The sequence below is a fragment of the Phyllobacterium sp. SB3 genome, assembly GCF_040009165.1.
Classification (GTDB): Bacteria; Pseudomonadota; Alphaproteobacteria; order Rhizobiales; family Rhizobiaceae; genus Phyllobacterium.
Genome location: NZ_JBDYKI010000011.1, coordinates 122,186 through 142,217, shown reverse-complemented (window position 1 = coordinate 142,217; position 20,032 = coordinate 122,186). Strand labels below are relative to the sequence as shown.

The window sequence follows — 20,032 nt, the reverse complement described above, 5'->3', positions numbered from 1 at the left end:
CACGGCGCGCCGAGTGGCAATCGCCCGCTCGCGCCTAAACGGACTTCGCTAACGGAGGCGGGGCAACCGTTGCCCGCGAAATCAGATGTGGTGCAAGCCGGATGTCTAGTAAGCCACCGGATTTACCTTCGATGCGATTACAGAGCGTTGACACTGCGATCTGTCCCAGTTCTGCACGCGGCACGTGAATTGTGGTTAATTGAATTAGCGGATGTTCGGCCATCTCGATATTGTCAAATCCGACGACCGAAAGCTGCTCCGGGATAGGGATTCCGCGGAGTTTTGCCTCGCCAATTACCCCGATGGCCATCAGATCGTTGGCGCAGAATATGGCGGTTGGTGGGTTGGGAAGGCTGAGCAGATGGCGCGCAGCCTCAGCACCAGATGCCTGTGAGTAATTGCCTGGCGCGACTAGTAATGGATCCAATTCGACGCCTGCGTTAACTAGGGCCTCCTTGTATGAATTGTAACGCTCGTAAGCCGCGGTGGTTAGCTGGCGACCACCAATGAAAGCGATCCGCCTATGGCCGAAAGACAAAAGGTGCTCGACGGCCAACCGCGCTCCCTGAGCATTCTCGACACCAACCTTGTCTGCTTCAAGCTTTGGATCAAAGCGGCTTAAAAAGACGACTGGAGTTCCGTGTTCGTTCAGAATTTCAATGTCACGCCCGGAAAGATTATGTGAGGCGAGTATCAGCCCGTCGACCTGTTTGTCGAGCATGGCATTGACGTAGCCGGTCTGCTTGGTTTCAGAGAATTGCGTATTTGCAAGGATGATTGAATATCCTCGGCGCCAAGCCTCCTCTTCAACGGCGATCACTATCTCCGCGTAGTAAGTATTAGCGATATCGCCGACGAGCATACAGATGGTCCAGCTTCGTTGAGTTCGCAAGCTCCTAGCGGTCGTTGACGCCCGGTAACCGAGGCGGTTCGCTACCTCGAGCACTTTCCGCTTGGTGTCGGGAAGAACATACGGCTTGTCAGCTAATGCGTTGGAGACCGTGGATGTGGCTAATCCACAAGCACGCGCTACCTCGGTTAATGTAACCCGTCTTTTCAAGTTCAATTTTCTACCTTCACTTTAGCAGTATTTGGGGCTCGGATAGGACAGAATTCCCCCAGCAAACGATGTCCGACCGAACTTTACCGTAAGAGGGTTGGTAAACGAAGGCTTTAGTTTTGAGTGCCGATCTCCTGACATGGTCCTGAGCCGGAAATTGTTCCTACCATATAGTTATTGGTCCCGACGAGCCTTTGCAAATTACTTCGCCCTCCCGCATAGGAAAGGTTCCAGCACATTGATATCAAAATTCGCACCGAACATACCAAAAAAACGATTGCATGGTAGAATAAAAACGATATTATTGGTTACAGCACGGTGAGGTACCGCTCACGAAGGAGGATCGGTGGGCGGAGTCTGAGCTTTGATGATGTAGGTTTGAAAGCCAGCCGTTTCGCGGCCTTGGCGAGTTGACTTCAAGCCGGGATGTCATATGAGCGACACCAAGCGAATAGCATTGACGTTGTGGTCCGATCTGGGAGGAATATCGGTATGGCAAATGACGCCGACACGCGACACGCTACGCTTCCGCCAAGCGAAGCTTGTAATTATCAATTCGCCAGGAATCTCAAGTCCGGACCGCATTTAAAGCAACCCCGCTTCGACGTGATTAGTGAAGGCGACATTTTTGGACCAGCGCGGTATGTCCCTGATGATCGCGAGATCGAAGCTTATTGCTACGCTGTCGGGTGCAAGTTGTCCGAGTACCAGGCGCCCAGCGGGAAAACTGGCCAGCGGCTTGCCCCGAGTTGTCTTGTTGTCAAGGAGCTGATGTGGCTCTACCAGACGGGCTACGATAGAGCTCGGCTCAACGGCTTACACCAACACGAGGAAATTAAGTTTCATCGTCCCGTACCAGCTGGCACGGAATTGGTGATGACGGGTCGAACAACCCGCAAATATGTGCGTAGGGGCAAAGGTTATTTCGTCCATAGCAGTGAGGCGAGAGGTCACGACGGAACGCTTTATATTGAACAAGTTAATACGGAGATTTTAGAGCTCCCAGAGAGTCTTATCACCGGGGCGGCTAGCGCCGAACCGTCGGGTCGCAAGATAACTGGTGACTGGCCGGATGGCCCCGTAGCAGTTCACCCCTCAATTGCTGTACCAGGGATGCGGATACCGGATGGGCTAGCTGATGTCGACAGAGGCCAGATGGCTGTGTTCTCGGGCGCGCTGGAAGACTATCGGAACTCCCATACCGACGGTTCCATCGCAAAGTCGTGTGGTTTTCCAGATTCAGTTGCCCAAGGGTTGATGGCTGTATGTTGGCTTTCAGAGTTCATGGTGAAATGGGGGGGGGCAGCCTTTCTGTCGGGCGGACGAATTTCGGCGACGTTCCTAAAGATCATGCTACCGGGCGACAAATTCCAGATTAAGGGGATCGTTTCCCAGGAGTTAAAAGATACGAAAGCCATAGAGGTGGAGGTTGCTATTTTGAACCAGCGTAATGAAATCACGATGGTGGCTTTCGTCGAAATTCCGGTACTGGGGACCATTGGATAACGCTACGTCCCCGTCGCCAGCTGGAACCGCATCTCGCAAAAACCAATACTCAAAATGGGAGGATTTGAAATGCTAAAGACTATAAATATATCACGTCGTACGATCTTACTGGCCGGAGGTGCAGCGGCACTTGCCGGGCGTTTTCCCACACCTGCAATCGCTCAAAACAAGCCCATCCAACTTGGATGGATTGTGTCCTTGACAGGTGTCTTTTCCAATAGTGCTCAGGCCCAAGATTTTGGCGCTAAAGCAGCGATCGAACAGATCAATGAGAGCGGCGGCATAGAGGGACGCAAGGTTGAACTCGTAACGCGAGATTCTGCTGCTGACCCCACAAAGGCGGTCAACTATGCCAAAGAGCTTATATATAACACTTCCGTGGATGCGATTTGTGGACCAACCAACAGCGGCGAGGCACTCCCCACGTTGGGCGTCGTAGCCGCAGCCAATCGAATACATGTAGTACTTGGCAGTGTCGACGATCTAATCAATCCGGCGAAATATCCTTTGGCCTTCAGACAGATCAATACCAATTCGCAATGGGTCAAGGCTTCCACAATTCACGCAGTACAGAAATTGAATAAGAAAAAGGTCGCGATTATTTGCGACACAACGGGCTATGGACAGCTGTCGGCAAAGGTCGCCAAGGCCCAACTGCAAGCCCTTGGTATGGAGCCTGCTTACGAGGCACTCCTCGATCCCAACCAAACCGATGCCACCGACCAGATCAATGCGGCACGCGCTGCTGGAGCCGATGCGATCTCCATGTGGTCAAATGCCTCCGGCATCGTGGCACGCGTTCTGAACGCTCGCGGGGAACAGAAGTGGGACGTTCCAGTCGTTGCGCATCCGGCGGCCCTTTATAAACAGGTCGGTGATCTTCTTACCAAACCGGCCTATTGGGAGAACGTCTACAGCCCCGCATACGATTTTTGTATCGTGGACCAAGCCGGAAAACTGCCCGCTTCAACTCAGGCTTTCTTCGATCGCTATAAAGGCCAGTATGAGCAGTTTTTGGCGGCTGGGATGTGGTGCATATTCCAAGGCCAAGCCGGCCCTTTGATTTATGCGTCAGGTGTTAAGGCGGCAGGGAATCTTGATGCTGCGGCAATCGCGCAGAAACTTAACACGGGGATGGAAGTCGGCACTCCTTCAGGCATTTTCAAGTACAGCGATACGGACCATAATGGGTACGCGGACTCAAACCTCGTGATGGTCGCGGCAAGCTCGTTGCAACCAAACGGCGGTTATAGAGCGGCATAGGCGGCGGGGAGGGCATTATGCTGCTGATTATTGTCAACGGATTGGCGCTTGGTGCGCTGTATGGAATGACTGCGATTGTTTATAATATGCAGTTTTCGACCTCGAAGGTGCTGAGCTTTGGAGCTGGTCAATATGCAATGGTAGGCGGCGTCATCGGCGCCTACGTTACGCTCCATCTCGGATACCCTGTCTGGTTGGGTCTGCTTGGCTCTCTCGCGAGCGGGGCAATTTTCGGCTGGCTTTCCGAATTCATCGCCATTCGACGCATCGTTCGCACCAGTGATGATCATCTCTGGATCCTCAGTACCCTGGCGTTCGCGACGATCGTCCAGCAGCTTACCGGGATATGGTGGGGTACTGAACCAACCCCTTTTCCGCGCGTATTTGAGCAGGGATATGCAGGCGTACTCGACCAGAAGTTCTGGCTGCCGATCCTAACCGCCGTGGTTATGGCAGGGGCAATCGATATCTTTTATCGAAAGACCATGACAGGTAAGGTCTTTCTGGCGACCGCAGAGGATGGGCTGGCTGCACGGGCCCGCGGAATAGGTACAGATAATGTGAGGGCTTTCAGCTTCGCGTTATCGGGCCTTATCGGCGCCGCGTGCGGATTTTCAGCAGGGCAGTTAACTTTCGTGAATTTTGCTCTCGGAAGTACGCTTGGACTGGGCGGCTTCGTGGCTTTGGCTGTCGGCGGTATCGGCAGTAACGCGGGCGGTCTGATCGGTGGCACGCTCCTGGGTTTGCTTATCTCATTCACTTCGCATTTCGTGGGCTCTCAATATCAAAATACCGTCGCTATCGGCCTTTTAGTACTGTTTCTCCTTTTCCGGCCACAAGGTCTCTTCCCTAAAACTTTCTTGAGGCACGTATGACCCCCAACACAGTTGTCAAGCCCATAGGCTTCGCTATCGCCACAATTCTGGCGCTCGCGCTTCCGTGGATCAGTCCAAACCTTTACTACTTGCATATCTTCACAATGATTGCTGTGTATTGGATTCTGATCTCGACTTTGAATCTACTGGTCGGATTCACGGGCCAGCTTTCCATCGGCCATGTAGGATTGTTGGCAATCGGTGCCTATACCTACTGCCTGATAGCACCCTTCGGAGGCGAGTGGCCGTACCTCGCGTTGTTGGCCGGTGGTTTCATCGGTGGTCTTATTGGCCTAGGCTTAGGGCTGCCGTCTTTGCGATTACCAGGGTTCTACTTTGCAATGGTCACTCTCGCGTTCGGTCTCATCGTGTCCGAGCTTGCGCTGGCCGAGCAATGGCTCACGAACGGCAGTGTCGGCTTAGAAGCGCCTTCTCTGCCGGCTCCCTTCAACACTCAGACCACTTTTCACCTTTTTGTTGTGACGATTGCTGCAGTGATAACATTGATGACTTGGAACCTGTCTCGGTTCATGTGGGGAAGAGCGATGATTTCCGTGCGGGACAGTGACGTCGCCGCAATGTCGGTTGGGGTATCTATATTCCGGACTAAACTTACTGTGTTCGTCTTCAGTGGTGTGACGGCCGGCATTGCAGGCGGGCTATATGCCGCCTCGCAAAGCTATATTACCCCTGATGCTTTTATACCGGATCTTGGAATGTTTTTCTTTACGGCAATCATCGTTGGTGGTCGCGGGGTTATCGTCGGACCGTTGATAGGCACAGCGATCCTTGCGGCATTGCCAGAGATCTCGGGTCCGTTCCAGCGGTATGGGGTTTTGTTCAATGGCGTTGCTTTGCTGTTCGTCGTCCTAGTTGCTCCCGGTGGTGTTAGCGAACTTATCTCAACGATCCACAATCGCATTTCCGGCAAGGGTCGTCGGCCCGCTGCACCTGCCGATTTAGATGTACTTAAAACTATTATTACGGGAGCAACGGTCCATGTCGGTTGAGCTCGAAGTCCGCGACGTATCTCGCAAGTTTAATAATGTAGCTGCTGTAGATCACGTTTCCCTGACGCTACGGCGTGGTGAAATCCATGGCTTAATCGGTCCGAACGGTAGCGGGAAGACCACCCTATTGAATCTAATATCCGGGTTCTATCCGCTCAACGGTGGCGATATCCACCTGGACGGCGCTGCGATCAGCGATACGTCAGTCAGGTATCGCGCCGGTATGGGTATTTCGCGTACATTCCAAGCGCCGAAGCTTATGCTCAAACTATCCACCCTAGACAATGCGATGCTGGGCGGATGGCAGCATACGAAGGCTGGCTTCCTTGAAACTGCATTCGGCCTGCCTCGGGTCTTGAACGAGGAGCGTTCAATAAGAAATCGAGCCTTGGCCGCAATCAGCGGAATTGGCCTTGGTGGAGACGTCGACGTGAAGGCCGAGCAACTCGAACACAGTGCCCAACGTTTTCTCGAGATTGCCCGTGCCATCGTCAGTCGCCCCAAGTTTTTGCTTCTTGACGAACCAGCTGGTGGGCTAAGTGTCGGCGAGATCGAAAAACTGAGCCAGATCATCGCGGCGATGCGGGATGCCGGCGTCGGCATCCTCCTTGTTGAACACCACACTGACTTCGTATTCCGCATCTGCGATAGAGTGACAGCGTTACATCTAGGTAAAGTAATTGCGTCTGGCCCCCCACGCAAAGTGCAGTCCGATCCGGATTTGATCCGCGTATATCTTGGAGCCTGACGATGGTCACGTTAAACACAGAAGTACCGCTACTTAAAGTCGAGAACCTCCATGCAGGATACGGAAAGCTCGAAGTCGTCTCCGACGTCAGTTTTCACGTGTGCGCAGGCGAGTTTGTGACGATGCTTGGCCGCAACGGCGCCGGCAAATCGACCACTGTTCAGGCAATCTCCAACCTCCTTACAAAAACGCAAGGAAGAATAACCTTTGGAGGTGAAGAGATTACCAAGGCGCCTCCACGTAACATTGCACGACTGGGCTTGTCTCAAGTTTTGCAGGGTCACCGTGTATTCACCAGTTTGACGGTAGAGGATAATCTGTTGCTCGGCACATATATTCACAACCGTCGCGGCGATCGCACCAAACTTGAACGCGTGTATGATCTCTTTCCCGAGCTCGCTGACAGGAAAGACCAGTTTGCTTCTCGTCTAAGCGGCGGCCAGCAGCAAATCCTCGCGGTGGCTCAAGGAGTCATCTCAGAACCGTCTATGCTCATCCTCGACGAACCCTCCGGAGGATTGGCGCCCATAGTGGTGGATAAAATCCTGATGATCGCTTCCAGACTTACCAGGGAAGAAAATGTCGCTGTCCTTCTCATCGAGCAACTTATTGAAAAGTCACTTGCTCACTCGGACAGAGTGTATGTGCTGGAAACCGGAAAGATTGCGCACAGCGGTCCGGCGAAAGACCTGCGCGACAGCGACGTTTTACTAAAGGCTTATCTCGGCGGCCACTGACGCGGCGCTTGCACTAATTTTAGACGAAGGAGTGCCAAGTGGTCAGTTTCTTTCGTCGTCACTGAGGATCAAATTTTGTCGAGTAATCTAAGGACGAGCGCCTGCGCGAGGTCAAAGCCAAATTCACTTTGTCTCCCCGTAGGCTTTTTTTCACATCAAGTAGGATCCCCTCCAACCTACCTGATCAAGGACCCATGGAACTAGGGATCAAACGAATGTCTCGCTGCCTGGTCCCCGAAGCAGAAGTCCCTTAGGATCGATGACTTCTCTTAGAAGCCGTAATTCCTCCCGATCCGGAGAGTCGGTCAGGGCGACGTTAGTAAGGTCGCCGAGATCGAACCCCGTGGACCGGCGTAGCTCTTCAGCGCTGACGCCAGGATGAATTGATCGTATAATCATGCTTCCTGCGATTTTATCGAACTCAAAAACGCATTTTGGGGTCATAACCAGTTCTGGTCCGCCCTTCTCGAGACCGAGATCTCGCCTTCCTTTCAGGCCTCCCGGGTAGCCGACACCTGAAACGTAGTCGACTTTCTCGATGAATGTACGTGCGTCATGACGAGGCATCATAATATATTCGCGACCGAAGAGGGTCATGTGCTCAGGTTGTAGTATAGGCCCGACAAGCCTTACTTTTGGTCGGTGGTAGTCTCCTATACAGACACTGTTTAGGCTTCCCGTAATATCGATTTGTGCGCCCGATGAGAAACCAAAGCTGACGTCGCCGCGTTTGAGCGAATACTGACCGGGATAATCGACTTGCTGCGCTTCACAGGGCAGATCACGCAAAACAGCGTCGAATTCGCTGTCGGGGATTTCATCGAGCTGGCTAAGATCCGGATTATGACTCCAGCCGGCGAGAAGGATTGTCAGCCCGGGTGCATGCGTCAAGCGAGCTAACTGCATCGCCGCCACTGGAATGGCCGTAGCGAAGAGTGCTGCGGCGTTCCCGGTCACCAGACCAGTGAAACCTACCTCTTCATCTCTGAAAGTCTTGGCAAGTGCCGTTGCGAGAAGTTCGGGTAGCGTTGGTTTTTCATTTGATATCATAATGCTACCTCACGGAGCGCTGACAAGGTTTTCACGCCCACCTGTTCGAGATAGGCATTGTGATCTGCGAAATTGGTCACATACTTGGTCAAATAAGCGCTAAACGTCTCGGGTTTGGCAGATGAGGCAACGTATTCGTCCATGTGCTCATCGTCCGCACGATAGCTGCCGAGAAGTGAAGTAGGATGTGCGCCCCAAGGCACTTCGACAACTGCGGCAGTCCGATAGGAGGGGATTTCATTAACCCGTGCATGTTTGCGGATCATTGCCCGGGAAACGATCTGTTCAGCCGCGACAATCAACACATCGCACGATCGCGCAAGTAGAATATCAAGTGTCTGTGGTACGAGATGGTGGGAGGGAATCAGAACATTTCCTTGTTCGTCCGCAGCGACTGCCTGGATGATTCCCACGCGTGGAGCGGCTGGCGGCACCGCATAAATCGTCTTGCCCGTTATCGGGCAAGTAAATGTCTTGATGTCCTTATTGTGAGTGAGAATATCGGTTCCACCTAAATATGTGCATGGCCAAAACGGTAAATTCTCTTGACTGGCGCGAAAACGGTCGAAGGCTAGGATTTCTGGATAATCGACTATTTCTACCGCGCCACTCTCAACAGCTCGCCTAAAATTCAAGGCTAAGCCCCGTTTTTCTAGTCCGACATAAGAAGTCTCGATCCGCCTAACACATCCAGCACCCACAAGCATATCAACATCTACACCATTAGCCGTTCCGACAATGGTGAGATCCTTTCGTTTCTGGCGAATTAATTCCCGCAGAAACGCCATCGGACGCTGATATACGGCAAAGCCACCGATGGCGAGGCGATCGCCATCGGTGACCATAGCGGCAGCGCTTGGGAGACTAATGAGTTTAGATCGAAGGTTGGTCATTTTGGCTGCCCGAAAGTTGTTTACAAGAACGTCGGCTCAATATTTTCCATCGAACATAGTCACTGGCGGAAATGCCTTGTCATCCGTTATGACATCCAGGAGCGTAACGGAGCGCCGATTGGCCGCCGCGGCGAGTGCAGGTCCAAGTTGCTCAACTTTCTCAATCCTCAGGCCTTCTATGCCTACGGCGCGGGCGATAGCTGCATGATCCACACCCACGAAACGGCAGGCGTCCGTATGGTCGCCATAGAGAAGATCTTCGGCATGTTCCTGGTATCCGAGAATGGAGTTGTTAAGGACGATCAGCGTCAGCGACATTCCCATTCGCCTGGCGGTTTCCAGTTCCGACCAAACATGGCCGAAGCCGCCGTCACCCGACAAGCAGAAAAGCCGTGCTTCGGGCTTTGCCATATGAGCTCCCATCGCCATGGGAAGGCCCCATCCTAATCCGGCCAAACCTCGCGGCGTCAAGAAGCGCATGCCTGGTCTACGCGAACGAAGATAGTTTGTGATCCAGATCGACGAATAGCTGGCATCCGCCACGACAATGCTATCTGCGTCTATGATCTTATCCAGTTCAGCCATCACCCGTTCGGGGCGGATCGGTGATGCGCTTGCCGCGGTGAAATCGGCAGCTTCGGCTTTGTGCTTGGACTTCCCCTCAGCGATAGTCGACGCCACCAATCTGCGTTCGTTCTTCCTTATCGACAAGTCCTGTTCGCCTAATGCCTCGATCAATGCTTTAAGTGTTTCGCGAGCATCGCCCACTAGTCTCACTTCTGCTTCGTAATTTCGGCCTATCTCTTGCCCGTCAATGTCGATCTGAATGTATTTCGCACCTGTGGGATAGAGCTTCCAGCTATCGGTACCGTTCTGGTTTGTCCGATTGCCAACGAGAAGGATGACATCCGCATCGCTAACAAGTGCGCGATTGTAACGGCTCATGCCGCCCTTGCCCATGAAATAGCCGACAACGCCGACTGATAGCTCATGACCTTCATCAATTGTGCCCTTTCCCATGGATGTGGTGGCAACCGGAAGATGTGCAATATCTTGCATCTGGGCGAGAACACTTGCGGCTCCGGATGTATGCACGCCGCCTCCGGCAATGATGAGCGGTCTTTTCGCCTTGGCTAGCATTTCCGCAGCACGCTTGACCTCTTCGCGGTTCGCAGTCGGACGATCCAGCGGAAATTTGCCAAGATTCTTGGTACGCCCCCGATCGAGATATGGGATCTCCTGGCCGATCGGATTCTCGAACAAATCGATAGGAGCTATTAGCACAGCAGGCCCAGGACGCCCGGAGGCAGCAGCCGTGAAGGCCATATCGACATAGTCCGCTATCCGCGACGGCTCACTGACACGCCTGATCCACTTGGCGCATCCTTGGAATAAGGCGAGATGATCGAGTTCTTGAAACGCGTTTCGATCGGTCTGCTTGCTATGCACGTCCTGTACAATTGCAACGATTGGAATGGACGCCTTCAGGGCCTCAGCCAAACCTGGAACTAGCAACGTAGCTGCCGGACCATTCTGACATGTGACGACTGGCACTGTGTTGGAAACGCGCGCATAGCCATCTGCCATCACCGTTCCAGCGTTCTCGGTGCGATAGGCAACCTGCCGAATGCCGTATTCTGGGGCAACCAGGTGGAGCGCCGACGGGATAGATTGTCCAAAAATATGAGTGACACCGTGCCGTTGCAGCGATTCCGCGAAGATATGAGCACCGCTATGCTCTGAGAACCGGTGATTAGAAAGCTTTATCTCTGGTATGGACATTGTGTTGCTCCGTCGTAAATGCGCATATTGTGAATAAGTGATGGCCTGATGGTTAGACGATCTTTGCCTCACGCAATCGCGCGATGTCGTCTCGTGAGTAACCTCCCCACTCTTCGAGGATTTCATCGGTATGTTCACCGATCGAGGGGGCTCCCCTCCGCACCACGGTGGGAGTTTCTGACAATTGGATTGCGGGCCCTTGCATGGGCACCTTGCCCGCTGCCTCATGATCGACCTCGACGATCTGTTTGCGATGTCTCAGCTGCGGATTCGAGACAACGTCGGCGATCGTCGCAATCTTTGCGCAGGGCACTTCGGCGTCTGACAAGATGGACAGAACATCCGCTGAACTACGGTTTGCAGCCCATTCGGCCACAATGCGCTCGACTTCGTCAACGTTACTCATACGGACGCTGGCGGGCATAAAACGCGGATCAGACAGCATGTTTTCCAAGCCAGCAGCATGGGCAAAACGTGAAAACAGGCCATCATTGCCTGCAGAAATGTGCACCCAAACACCATCGACACATTGAAAGTTGTTCGCCGGAGTCGCATAGCGGTCCCGCGTACCTTGGCGGGAGGTTTCCTTGCCAAACAGAACGTATTCAGGGATGGCCGTCATCAGGAATGATACGGCGCTATCGAGCAAGCTCGCTTCGACAAGCTGTCCCTTGCCAGTGCGATGCCGGGCCTCGAGAGCAGCGAGCGTGGCGATTGTCGCATATAGACCGGTAGAATAATCGACGATGAAAGTACCCGCCATGGTAGGTGGCCCATCGCTCTGACCCGTCATATTCATAAGGCCGCTTCCTGCCTGGGCGATAACGTCGAAACATGGCTGACGGGCCCATGGACCATCCTGACCAAAACCCGAGATTCGGACCATAATGAGCCGTGGGTTGATGGAGTGCACGGTATCCCAGTCGAGACCCATCGCCTCCATTGTTCCCGGCCGAAAATTCTCGATGAGAACATCTGAATCGGCAATCAGACGCTTCAGAACATCGACGGCCCCAGGATGGCGATAGTCGATGGACAGACCGCGTTTGTTGCGATTGTGGACCAGAATGTAGAGGCTTTCTCCATTAATCTGGGGCTCATTCGGCCTTGTGTCCTCGCCTTTATCCTTACGCTCTACCTTGACTACATCGGCGCCTAGATCGCCGAGTTGCATTCCGCAGAATGGTCCCGCGATGAAGCGTGACAAATCCAGTACTCGGAGGCCTTTAAGGGCTCCTTCCTTTGGCATTATCTAAAATCCTCCCGTGAAGCCTAGTGATTTGCAATTCGTAGCATAAAATCGTTTGTATGCTACAAGAAAATCGATATCATGGTAAAAAAAGACACGGTGACTATTTACAATCGGGCTGCAGTGGCGAACAACCACATAGATTTCGGAAAGGGTTGCGATTTCTTGCTAGAATTGGCGGGTGGTAATTTGAAAGATGTCTTTTTGCGACAAATTCCCAGATATTTCGCCTGCCACGAACGCCATAACATGGTGTCGCGAGGCACAGCAGGAGCGCCAACATTGCATCAATGGATTCATTCCTGACGCTTCGAGCACGACGGTGCTAGTTAGGAAGATATAGCGGACCTTGATTGTTGTTGCCTATCATAATTGCTGAGTGCTCAGATAAGATCTTGATAAACCTTGTTTTTGGCTAGAGGACAACATGAAGAAATTTCTCAATGATCCAGTGGATTTCGTGGAAGAGATGCTCGACGGCATCTATCGCGCCCATCCGCAACTGACCTACGTCGCCGATGATATGCACTGCATGGTTACCGCTAAGCCGAAAAGCGGCAAGGTCGGGCTAGCGACCGGCGGCGGGTCTGGACACCTGCCGCTTTTCCTCGGCTATGTGGGTGAGGGAATGCTGGACGGCGCTGCGGTCGGCGGTGTTTTCCAGTCCCCCAGCGCGCAGCAGGTGTATGAAGTGACGAAGCATATCGATCAGGGTGCTGGCGTTGTCTATATTTACGGCAACTATACGGGCGATATCATCAATTTCGATATGGCCGCCGAGCTTGCAGACCTCGATGGCATCAAGGTGACACAGGTCGTCGGAAATGACGACATCGCATCATCGATTGTCGGGGAAGAGCATAAGCGGCGTGGTGTCGCCGGCATTTTCTTCGTCTTCAAGGCAGCAGGTGCAGCGGCAGCGGAAGGTTTCTCGCTGGATGAAGTAACGCGCATTGCCGACAAGGCCCGATTGCGCACGCGGACCATCGGTGTGGCGCTTAGCAGCTGCGTGGTTCCGGAAATCGGACATGCAACATTCTCCATAGGTCCGGACGAGATGGAAATCGGAATGGGTATTCATGGCGAACCTGGAATCAGCAGGAAGAAGCTTGCGCCAGCTGACAGCGTCATTGACGAGATGATGGAGCGTGTTTTCGCCGAACAATCGTTTTCCGATAAAGATGAGGTGGCAGTGCTGGTCAATGGACTGGGCGGAACTCCAAAGGAAGAGCTTTATATTCTTTTCCGCCGGGTTTCCCAGTTACTCGGTGAGCGCGGCGTCACGGCCAAGCATGTGTGGATTGGTGAGTTTGCGACCGCTATGGAAATGGCTGGCGCATCGATCTCCATCCTCCATCTTGATGAGGAACTGGATCGCCTTGTCGGCGCTCCCGCAAACACGCCTTTTTTCAATCACTACAAAGCGTAAGGTGCCTACGATGGATGTAATCAGTGCGCGCGATCTTCCCGGCCTTTTTCAGGCCTGGCAGACGGTATTCTCGGAGCAGCGCGAGTTTCTCATCGCGCTCGACGGCAAGGTGGGTGACAGCGATCTTGGGATCACCATGAACAAGGCTTTCGCCGCCGCTTCCGATGCCGTGTCAAAGGAGGAGGAAGGTGCAACGATTGCTAAAATGCTGCGTACAGCCGGTGTGATCATGGCAAAAACAGCGCCATCGACGATGGGAACCCTGACAGCCACAGGCTTCATTCGGGGAAGTAAGGTGCTCGAAAATGCGAGCTCGTTAGGAACCAAAGAGGTCGCCGATTTTTGGAGGGCCTTCGCCATAGGTGTTGCTGAACGCGGTAAAGCCAAAGTTGGCGATAAAACTCTGCTCGACGTCCTTGATCCTGTTGCTGCATCCCTGGAAGATGCAGCAGTCTCGGGAGAGAGTTTGGACAGTGCGCTTTCAACCGCAACGGATGTTGCTGCGGAAGCCTTGGAGAATACTAAGTCGATGGTTGCTCAGCACGGCAAGGCTGCGGCTTTCCAGAATAAGACCCGCGGTTTGCAGGACGCTGGCGCGACAGTTGGCTTTTTTATTGTGCAATCGATGCGAGATTTCGCCGCCCGCTAACACTCAACAAATAAAGTGCGATGCCCGGTTGTGAAAAAAGCGCGTGGTCGTGTTGAAATCGATACACCACTTCCGGGCGGCCTTCGAGCCGATTGCCGGCAAGGTCATGATCTGTGACAGCGGTGTACACCGCGGTATGAGCGGCTTCCCTACCGTAACGTCTGAAGACCAATTTTCCCGCTGGACTCATAAACGCGTGAGTTGCCAAAAAAACGTTGATGATCTTATGGCACGGAAATTGTATTTCAACGGCAACAGGTACGAAGCACCTTCTGTGGTTGCCGCCCATAATGCAAGAAGCTTTTTGACCTTGTGAACGTGTGATCGAGTGCGGTCTTCTGTCAGGCCTTTGAGTGCGGCACTTTCAAAAACCGCTGGCCGGTATGGTGATCTGCGGATCGGGTCCAAATCTTAGTTCCGAGCTTCAAGGCTCAAAGGCGCGAGCTGGTTTTCCCTATCCCGATCGGTTCGATCATTCGCCCATTCAGGTCGTCGACTTCTCACACCTCCTTACCGGCGTTGGTGATCACGGTTAGCGTAAGATCACACTGCCACGGCCAACGCAGGATCTCGATAATCTTCCTGTTTCGTCAACATGGCCCAGATTTTCCGAGCCATTTTGTTCGCCAGCGCAATTGCTACCAGCATTCTTGGCTTCTTCGCCAACATCCGGGCCAGCCATGATCCCTGCATGGGAGGCTTGTGACTGGCCCAGTCTGCGGATATCGGCTTGACCCGCTTTCGAGACCTTACCAAGCCGTTCTTTGCCGCCGGACGAGAACTGCCGGGGCACAAGTCCAAGCCACGCTGCAAAATCACGCCCGCACCGGAAACTCTCCATAGCAGGTGCAAAAGCCTCAACAGCCAGAGCAATTATTGGGCCAACTCCTGGCATTGTCTGAAGCCGACGCGCAGCGTCACTTTGCTTCGAAAGCCCGGTAAGCTTTTTCGTCTTCCCTTCGATCCGCGCTGTCTTCTCACCAATCTGCGCCAGAAGATCGAAACACTCTTCCCGCACGATGTCGGACAGGGCGATGTCATCGTCTTCGATAATCCCCTCAATACGCTTGACGTGGCCGATCCCGAGCGGGACAACCTGCCCGTATTCATAAAGCACCGCACGCAGCGCGTTCACCAGTTCCGTGCGCTGATGAACGATGCGCTCAGGGGCCCGGAACAAAACCGCTCTCGCTTGCTGGTCCGGAGTTTTGGGTTCCACGAAACGCATCTCCGGTTGCCGCGCCGCGATGACAATTGCTTCCGCATCAGCGGCATCATTTTTCTGGCGTTTAACGAACGGTTTTACGTATTGCGGTGCGATCAGCTTGACCTCATGGCCGAGTTTCATCAACTCGCGCGCCCAATGATGGGCGCTACCGCAAGCCTCCATGACAACGACGGCGATTGGCTGGCTCTCCATGAAGCGAAGAAACTGTCCACGCGTCAGTTTCTTGCGGAACTTTAACTGGCCCATCATCGACGATCCATGAAGCTGGAAAACATTTTTTGCCAGATCAACCCCGATCATTGTATCTTTCATTTGCCGTCCTCTCCGCTCAATGGTGCAAGTCACCATCACCTTGGCACATTACGATCCCGTCTGGGGAGGGCGGCAACCACTCCATCTTAGTTGGACGGGTTGCCGGGATGATTCTTGTCTCCAGTATCCGTGTTCCTGTTATAAATCCTTGTGTCTTGCAAATTAAGAACGAGGGTTTATAACATCCATTATGATTGCCCAAACCCACCGAGACCGCGCCCTGGAGGTCGCACGTCGACAAGGAATCGCGCGGGGTAGCGATTTCGATGCCGCCGGCGTGCCCCGCGTTTACCTGCAAAGGCTGCGCGACGAGGGAGTTCTCCAGCAGGTCGGTCGTGGCCTTTACAAACTGGCGAATGCTGAGGTCGCCAGTGCCACCAGCCTGGCTGAAGCCGCACGTATCCAGCCAAAAGGGATCATCGGCCTGCTGTCGGCGCTGCAATTCCACAATCTCACGACCCATACGCCGCATGCCGTGTGGATGTTGCTCGGGCCAAAGGACTGGGCGCCGACCAATCCGTCGGTCTCGCTGAAGATCGTCCGTGCCAGCGGTGAGGTTCTCACGGCTGGCATAGAGACCCATCAGATCGACGGCGTGCCTGTTCCGATCACCTCGCCAGCAAAAACCATCGCTGACTGTTTCAAGCACCGCAACAAGATTGGCCTAGATGTTGCGATCGAAGCACTGCGGGATCTCCTCAAATCACAAAAGGCGCGCGCAGGGCTGAACGAGCTTTGGCGTTACGCCGAGATTGATCGTGTCCAGACCGTGATGCGCCCCTACATCGAGACCATGGTTTCATGAAGGCGCCGAAGAATATTGCCGTCTCTGTACGCGATCGGCTGACGCCGCGTGCGCGCGAACGTCGCGAGAACGCCCAGTTGCTGATGACGCGTTATGCCATCGAGCGTGTGCTCTATCGTCTGAGTGTTTCGCCGTACCGGATCACTTCGTCCTCAAGGGCGCGATGTTGTTCATCCTATGGGCGCCTGTGCCCTACCGTGTTACCGGCGACCTTGATCTCCTCGGCTTGGGCGAGAACGCTTCTGTTGCCATCGCCGCTGTATTTGCGGAAATCCTGGCCAAACAGGTTGAAGACGATGGGGTAATCTTCCGGCCCGACGCTGCGTGCCGCCGCGGCACGCGAGCAAGACGAATATGCCGGCGTGCGGTTGGACTTCGTGGCCGAACTCGCTGGCGCGCGTCTGCCCATGCATGTCGACATTGGATACGGCGATGTGATTACGCCGGAGCCGGTCGATATAGAATATCCTTCGCTTCTGGGGCAGCCGGCGCCGCATCTCAGGGCCTATCCACCTGAAACTGTTGTGGCGGAGAAGTTCCAAGCGATGGTGGCGCTGAACATGCTCAATTCGCGCATGAAGGATTTTTTCGATCTCTGGGCCATTGCGGGTGCCTTCGCCTTTGAAGGAGAGGTTCTGGCGCGGGCGATCCAGACGACCTTCGAGCGTCGCGAGACGCGGCTTCCCATCGAGATGCCGTTGGCGCTGACGGCGGGCTTCGCCGACGCAAAGCAAGTCCAATGGGCGGCGTTTCTGAAGCGAACCGAGATCGCCCTCGCGCCGGAGCCTCTTCCGGAAATCCAGGCGCGCATCGCCGAACTTGTGATGCCACCCACGATCGCAGCGACTGAGTCTACGCCTTTCAATGCGCAGTGGGTGGCCGGTGGTCCCTGGATTGACGCATAGCATTTCGAGGTTGCACATGGAACTCTACGCGCAACCACGCGCAACTATCAATGCAGCCGGTGCCGAGGCCCGATGGCACCGGTTTTCAAAGCGTGATATGGTTTGATGACGGTACTTTTAGACGCAGCGTCAGGTGCGTTGTCGGAGGTCGCGAGGTGTAAAAATCGTCCGATTGATCCCGATAGTTACTGAAACCACAGAAAAATTTTTGTGCCGATTTTCCCTTTGAAATCAAAAGCGTAGCATTTTGACAGGCCCTGCGTCGGAGTTTTTTCACCGGAAGAAAGAATTTGCGTGTTTTTTCAAGTAGTTATATCCTGTTTGAACAATAGAGTGGGCGTGAGGGGTAGTAAAAACGGCGACAGACGGCGGCAAACGGGTAAGATTTTCGTAATTGTGCTTCCGATAGTCCTTGAATGGTAGCGATTGATCCAAGACCAACCGACAACACTGGTCCTCTCTGCAGTCTTCATCCAAAATGGCCATGTTCGGCATCATCAAAGGAATATTTTCGAACGGTCTGTGCGGCTGGATAGCTGCGGCACGGAATAGCGGGAATTTAGAAATGGCTTTTTTATGGAATCGCTCAGTTCTGTCTCCACCGAGAGCAGTTCACTTGCGTAGAGCGCCAGTGACTTGTTGTCCAAGATCGCTGCGATAGCTTTCAATACCTCATCTCTGTCCCACCCGAAAATGACCGCGTCACCCGAAAGTTCGATAATTCTATGCTCGACCGCCAGCTGCCAATCGTGAAGCGCTTCGGTGATTTCTTGGATGTTGTGGTTTTCCGATCAGGGACTGTCTCAGTCAATGCGATGATTGTTCGAAGGGGCCATCCCCACCTTTTTGAAAAGTAGGGGGCCTGTAATCGATGAGCCCGAAAAAGATGCCCGCGTCGCCAAACCATATCCTCGATCTTATCCACGTTCGCAAAACGATAGACTTTGGTCAGTGCCAAGTGCACTAGAACATTGTCAGCTGTGGCTTTACTGAGATTCCATATTGCTCTAGGCGGACACAGCACCCCACGCCCCCAGAATATGTGAGTAGAAATTCAGACTCCGTAAACATTAAAGAACCCACGACGCCGTGAGTGAACCCAATGTCACATATGGGCCAACGTATTGTTCGCCAGTCTGGCGCCAATTATTGTTATCACAGGGTATCGCGCAGCTGGTTTGCGACCATTGTGATAAACCTTTTGGCGGCGGGCGATGGAAGATTGTCCGTCAACGTGGCTATCCCAACTTCCCGGCTGATTTGTGGGTTCGTTAGCAGAGGGGCGGCATACTTTGCTGATGTTGGGCATGCAAGAAACGGTACTGCGGCAACGCCAAGCGCCAGATCTACCATTCCGAGCACCGTTCCCAACTGCGATAATTCAAATGTAGGTGTTAGCTCGATCCCGACCTCGTTAAGGCCCACTTCTACCGCAAAACGATTTGCTGTACCTTTGGCCCATCCAATATAAGCGTGTGATCCAAGTTCACTCCATTCGACACTCCGCCGTCCGGCGAGCGGGTGGTCGGACCGGCATAGAAGATGATAATTGTCGGTGAGGAGGGTTTCGAATTCAATGCCAACGTTCGAATCTGTCTTGCTTGTTATGGCAAAATCAATCTCGCGCGTCTCAAGCAGGCGAAACAATCCGGCAGCATTATCATCTCTCACATTCAATCGTATATCGGGGTGCCGCTGCTGGAATTGCGAGATGACGCGCGGCAAATATTGATAGGCGATCGAAGCCAGACATCCAACGTTCACGTGTCCACGTTTCAGATTTGTCAGGTCGGATACGTCCGACATCATGCGGGTAAGCTCATCGACGATACTCCGCGCCCGTGGAAGCATATATCTTCCAACCGATGTCAGCGACATAGTGCGTGTTGTTCGCTTGATCAAAACGCTCCCCACTCGTTGTTCCAGCTGGTTGACAGCTTCGCTTAGGGCCGGTTGCGAAAGGTGCAAGAATTCCGCCGCCTTCGCGAAACTCTTCAATTCGCTAACGATCACAAATGCCTGCAATTGCTTCAAGCTCGGATAAATCATAATTTTCGATGAATAAAACTGATTATTCGATTTGTCAAATGAAGCACAGTACGCAATCTTTAGAAGTACTGGTGCGCTTGCAGAGACGCACCGAGCGTCTGGGAGGACCTCATGGAAGACTTTAAGGGCCCTGTATCCTGGGCGAATTTACCAACTGAAAAAGTGCGCGATTGTGTGGAAAGAGCCGGCTTCAGGGGCGAAAATGTTCTTCTCGTCATGAATACGTTGAGCCCTGGTATGGAACTCAAACCTCATAGCCACCCTTTTGAGCAGATCGCCTGCATTTTGACAGGACGGATGCGCTGGGTAGTGGGCGATGAGACGTTTGAGGTTGGAGCAGGTTCAGTACTGCGGGTTCCACCGGATGTTGTCCACGGCGGCATCCCTATCGGCGATGAAGTTGTCATGAATTTGGATATCTTTGTCCCGCTCCGTCAAGATTACCTGCATCTCGTGGAACACCAGAAGCCTGATTTTTAAGC

17 protein-coding genes and 2 pseudogenes are annotated in these 20,032 nt (G+C 53.4%); 12 read left to right on the top strand and 7 right to left on the bottom strand.

Going from position 1 to position 20,032, the window contains the following annotated elements; translation table 11 throughout:
• Positions 1 to 34: 34 nt before the first annotated feature.
• The gene (locus ABKW30_RS27025; protein WP_348602068.1) at positions 35 to 946 is read right to left on the bottom strand and encodes a LacI family DNA-binding transcriptional regulator; all 912 of its coding nucleotides are present in this window, start codon (positions 944 to 946) and stop codon (positions 35 to 37) included.
• Positions 947 to 1,552: 606 nt separating this feature from the next.
• On the opposite strand from ABKW30_RS27025, the gene ABKW30_RS27020 reads away from it, so the two are divergent.
• From ABKW30_RS27020 to ABKW30_RS26995, 6 genes are all read left to right on the top strand, one after another.
• On the top strand, positions 1,553 to 2,566 hold the full coding sequence (locus ABKW30_RS27020; RefSeq protein ID WP_348602045.1) for a MaoC/PaaZ C-terminal domain-containing protein: 1,014 nt from the start codon (positions 1,553 to 1,555) through the stop codon (positions 2,564 to 2,566).
• A gap of 69 nt (positions 2,567 to 2,635) precedes the next feature.
• Positions 2,636 to 3,829, top strand: a complete 1,194-nt coding sequence (locus ABKW30_RS27015; protein ID WP_348602044.1) for an ABC transporter substrate-binding protein — start codon at positions 2,636 to 2,638, stop codon at positions 3,827 to 3,829.
• 17 nt (positions 3,830 to 3,846) lie between these two features.
• Complete coding sequence (locus tag ABKW30_RS27010) at positions 3,847 to 4,704, top strand: branched-chain amino acid ABC transporter permease (RefSeq protein WP_348602043.1); 858 nt, start codon at positions 3,847 to 3,849, stop codon at positions 4,702 to 4,704.
• Positions 4,701 to 5,714 carry a branched-chain amino acid ABC transporter permease gene (locus ABKW30_RS27005; RefSeq protein ID WP_348602042.1) on the top strand — a complete coding sequence of 338 codons (1,014 nt, stop codon included), beginning with the start codon at positions 4,701 to 4,703 and terminating at the stop codon, positions 5,712 to 5,714. The genes ABKW30_RS27010 and ABKW30_RS27005 overlap by 4 nt, the downstream gene beginning before the upstream one ends.
• Positions 5,704 to 6,462 carry an ABC transporter ATP-binding protein gene (locus ABKW30_RS27000; RefSeq protein ID WP_348602041.1) on the top strand — a complete coding sequence of 253 codons (759 nt, stop codon included), beginning with the start codon at positions 5,704 to 5,706 and terminating at the stop codon, positions 6,460 to 6,462. Before ABKW30_RS27005 ends, ABKW30_RS27000 begins: the two co-directional genes overlap by 11 nt.
• 2 nt (positions 6,463 to 6,464) lie before the next feature.
• Positions 6,465 to 7,199, top strand: coding sequence for an ABC transporter ATP-binding protein (locus ABKW30_RS26995; RefSeq protein WP_348602040.1), 735 nt, complete (start codon positions 6,465 to 6,467; stop codon positions 7,197 to 7,199).
• A 207-nt stretch (positions 7,200 to 7,406) separates the two neighbouring features.
• On the opposite strand, the gene ABKW30_RS26990 is transcribed toward ABKW30_RS26995, so the two are convergent.
• The 4 genes from ABKW30_RS26990 to ABKW30_RS26975 are packed head-to-tail and all read right to left on the bottom strand — an operon-like array spanning position 7,407 to position 12,173.
• Positions 7,407 to 8,249 carry a CoA-transferase gene (locus ABKW30_RS26990; protein ID WP_348602039.1) on the bottom strand — a complete coding sequence of 281 codons (843 nt, stop codon included), beginning with the start codon at positions 8,247 to 8,249 and terminating at the stop codon, positions 7,407 to 7,409.
• Complete coding sequence (locus tag ABKW30_RS26985) at positions 8,246 to 9,142, bottom strand: CoA-transferase (RefSeq protein ID WP_348602038.1); 897 nt, start codon at positions 9,140 to 9,142, stop codon at positions 8,246 to 8,248. Before ABKW30_RS26985 ends, ABKW30_RS26990 begins: the two co-directional genes overlap by 4 nt.
• A 36-nt stretch (positions 9,143 to 9,178) precedes the next feature.
• On the bottom strand, positions 9,179 to 10,924 hold the full coding sequence (locus ABKW30_RS26980) for an acetolactate synthase catalytic subunit (RefSeq protein ID WP_348602037.1): 1,746 nt from the start codon (positions 10,922 to 10,924) through the stop codon (positions 9,179 to 9,181).
• A gap of 52 nt (positions 10,925 to 10,976) precedes the next feature.
• Complete coding sequence (locus ABKW30_RS26975) at positions 10,977 to 12,173, bottom strand: CoA transferase (protein ID WP_348602036.1); 1,197 nt, start codon at positions 12,171 to 12,173, stop codon at positions 10,977 to 10,979.
• Positions 12,174 to 12,600: 427 nt separating this feature from the next.
• Here ABKW30_RS26975 and ABKW30_RS26970 point away from each other — a divergent pair, with 427 nt between their 5' ends.
• Positions 12,601 to 13,602, top strand: a complete 1,002-nt coding sequence (locus ABKW30_RS26970; protein WP_348602035.1) for a dihydroxyacetone kinase subunit DhaK — start codon at positions 12,601 to 12,603, stop codon at positions 13,600 to 13,602.
• A gap of 10 nt (positions 13,603 to 13,612) precedes the next feature.
• Positions 13,613 to 14,251, top strand: coding sequence for a dihydroxyacetone kinase subunit L (locus tag ABKW30_RS26965; protein ID WP_348602034.1), 639 nt, complete (start codon positions 13,613 to 13,615; stop codon positions 14,249 to 14,251).
• A 543-nt stretch (positions 14,252 to 14,794) separates the two neighbouring features.
• Here ABKW30_RS26965 and ABKW30_RS26960 read toward each other — a convergent pair.
• Positions 14,795 to 15,791: pseudogene (locus ABKW30_RS26960) on the bottom strand (IS110 family transposase).
• Positions 15,792 to 15,981: 190 nt separating this feature from the next.
• Here ABKW30_RS26960 and ABKW30_RS26955 point away from each other — a divergent pair.
• From ABKW30_RS26955 to ABKW30_RS26945, 3 genes and pseudogenes are all read left to right on the top strand, one after another.
• The gene (locus ABKW30_RS26955) at positions 15,982 to 16,596 is read left to right on the top strand and encodes a type IV toxin-antitoxin system AbiEi family antitoxin domain-containing protein (protein ID WP_348602033.1); all 615 of its coding nucleotides are present in this window, start codon (positions 15,982 to 15,984) and stop codon (positions 16,594 to 16,596) included.
• 163 nt (positions 16,597 to 16,759) lie between these two features.
• Positions 16,760 to 16,879, top strand: a pseudogene (locus ABKW30_RS26950) (nucleotidyl transferase AbiEii/AbiGii toxin family protein); the annotation flags it as partial.
• Between the two features lie 37 nt (positions 16,880 to 16,916).
• Positions 16,917 to 17,501: a nucleotidyl transferase AbiEii/AbiGii toxin family protein gene (locus ABKW30_RS26945; RefSeq protein ID WP_348602067.1), complete on the top strand. Its 585-nt coding sequence runs from the start codon at positions 16,917 to 16,919 to the stop codon at positions 17,499 to 17,501.
• Positions 17,502 to 18,656: 1,155 nt separating this feature from the next.
• Here the strand turns inward: ABKW30_RS26945 and ABKW30_RS26940 are convergent.
• Positions 18,657 to 19,550 carry a LysR substrate-binding domain-containing protein gene (locus ABKW30_RS26940; RefSeq protein WP_348602032.1) on the bottom strand — a complete coding sequence of 298 codons (894 nt, stop codon included), beginning with the start codon at positions 19,548 to 19,550 and terminating at the stop codon, positions 18,657 to 18,659.
• A 111-nt stretch (positions 19,551 to 19,661) separates the two neighbouring features.
• On the opposite strand from ABKW30_RS26940, the gene ABKW30_RS26935 reads away from it, so the two are divergent.
• Positions 19,662 to 20,030 (top strand): cupin domain-containing protein, encoded by a 369-nt coding sequence (locus tag ABKW30_RS26935; RefSeq protein WP_348602031.1) that lies wholly within the window; start codon positions 19,662 to 19,664, stop codon positions 20,028 to 20,030.
• Positions 20,031 to 20,032 lie beyond the last annotated feature (2 nt).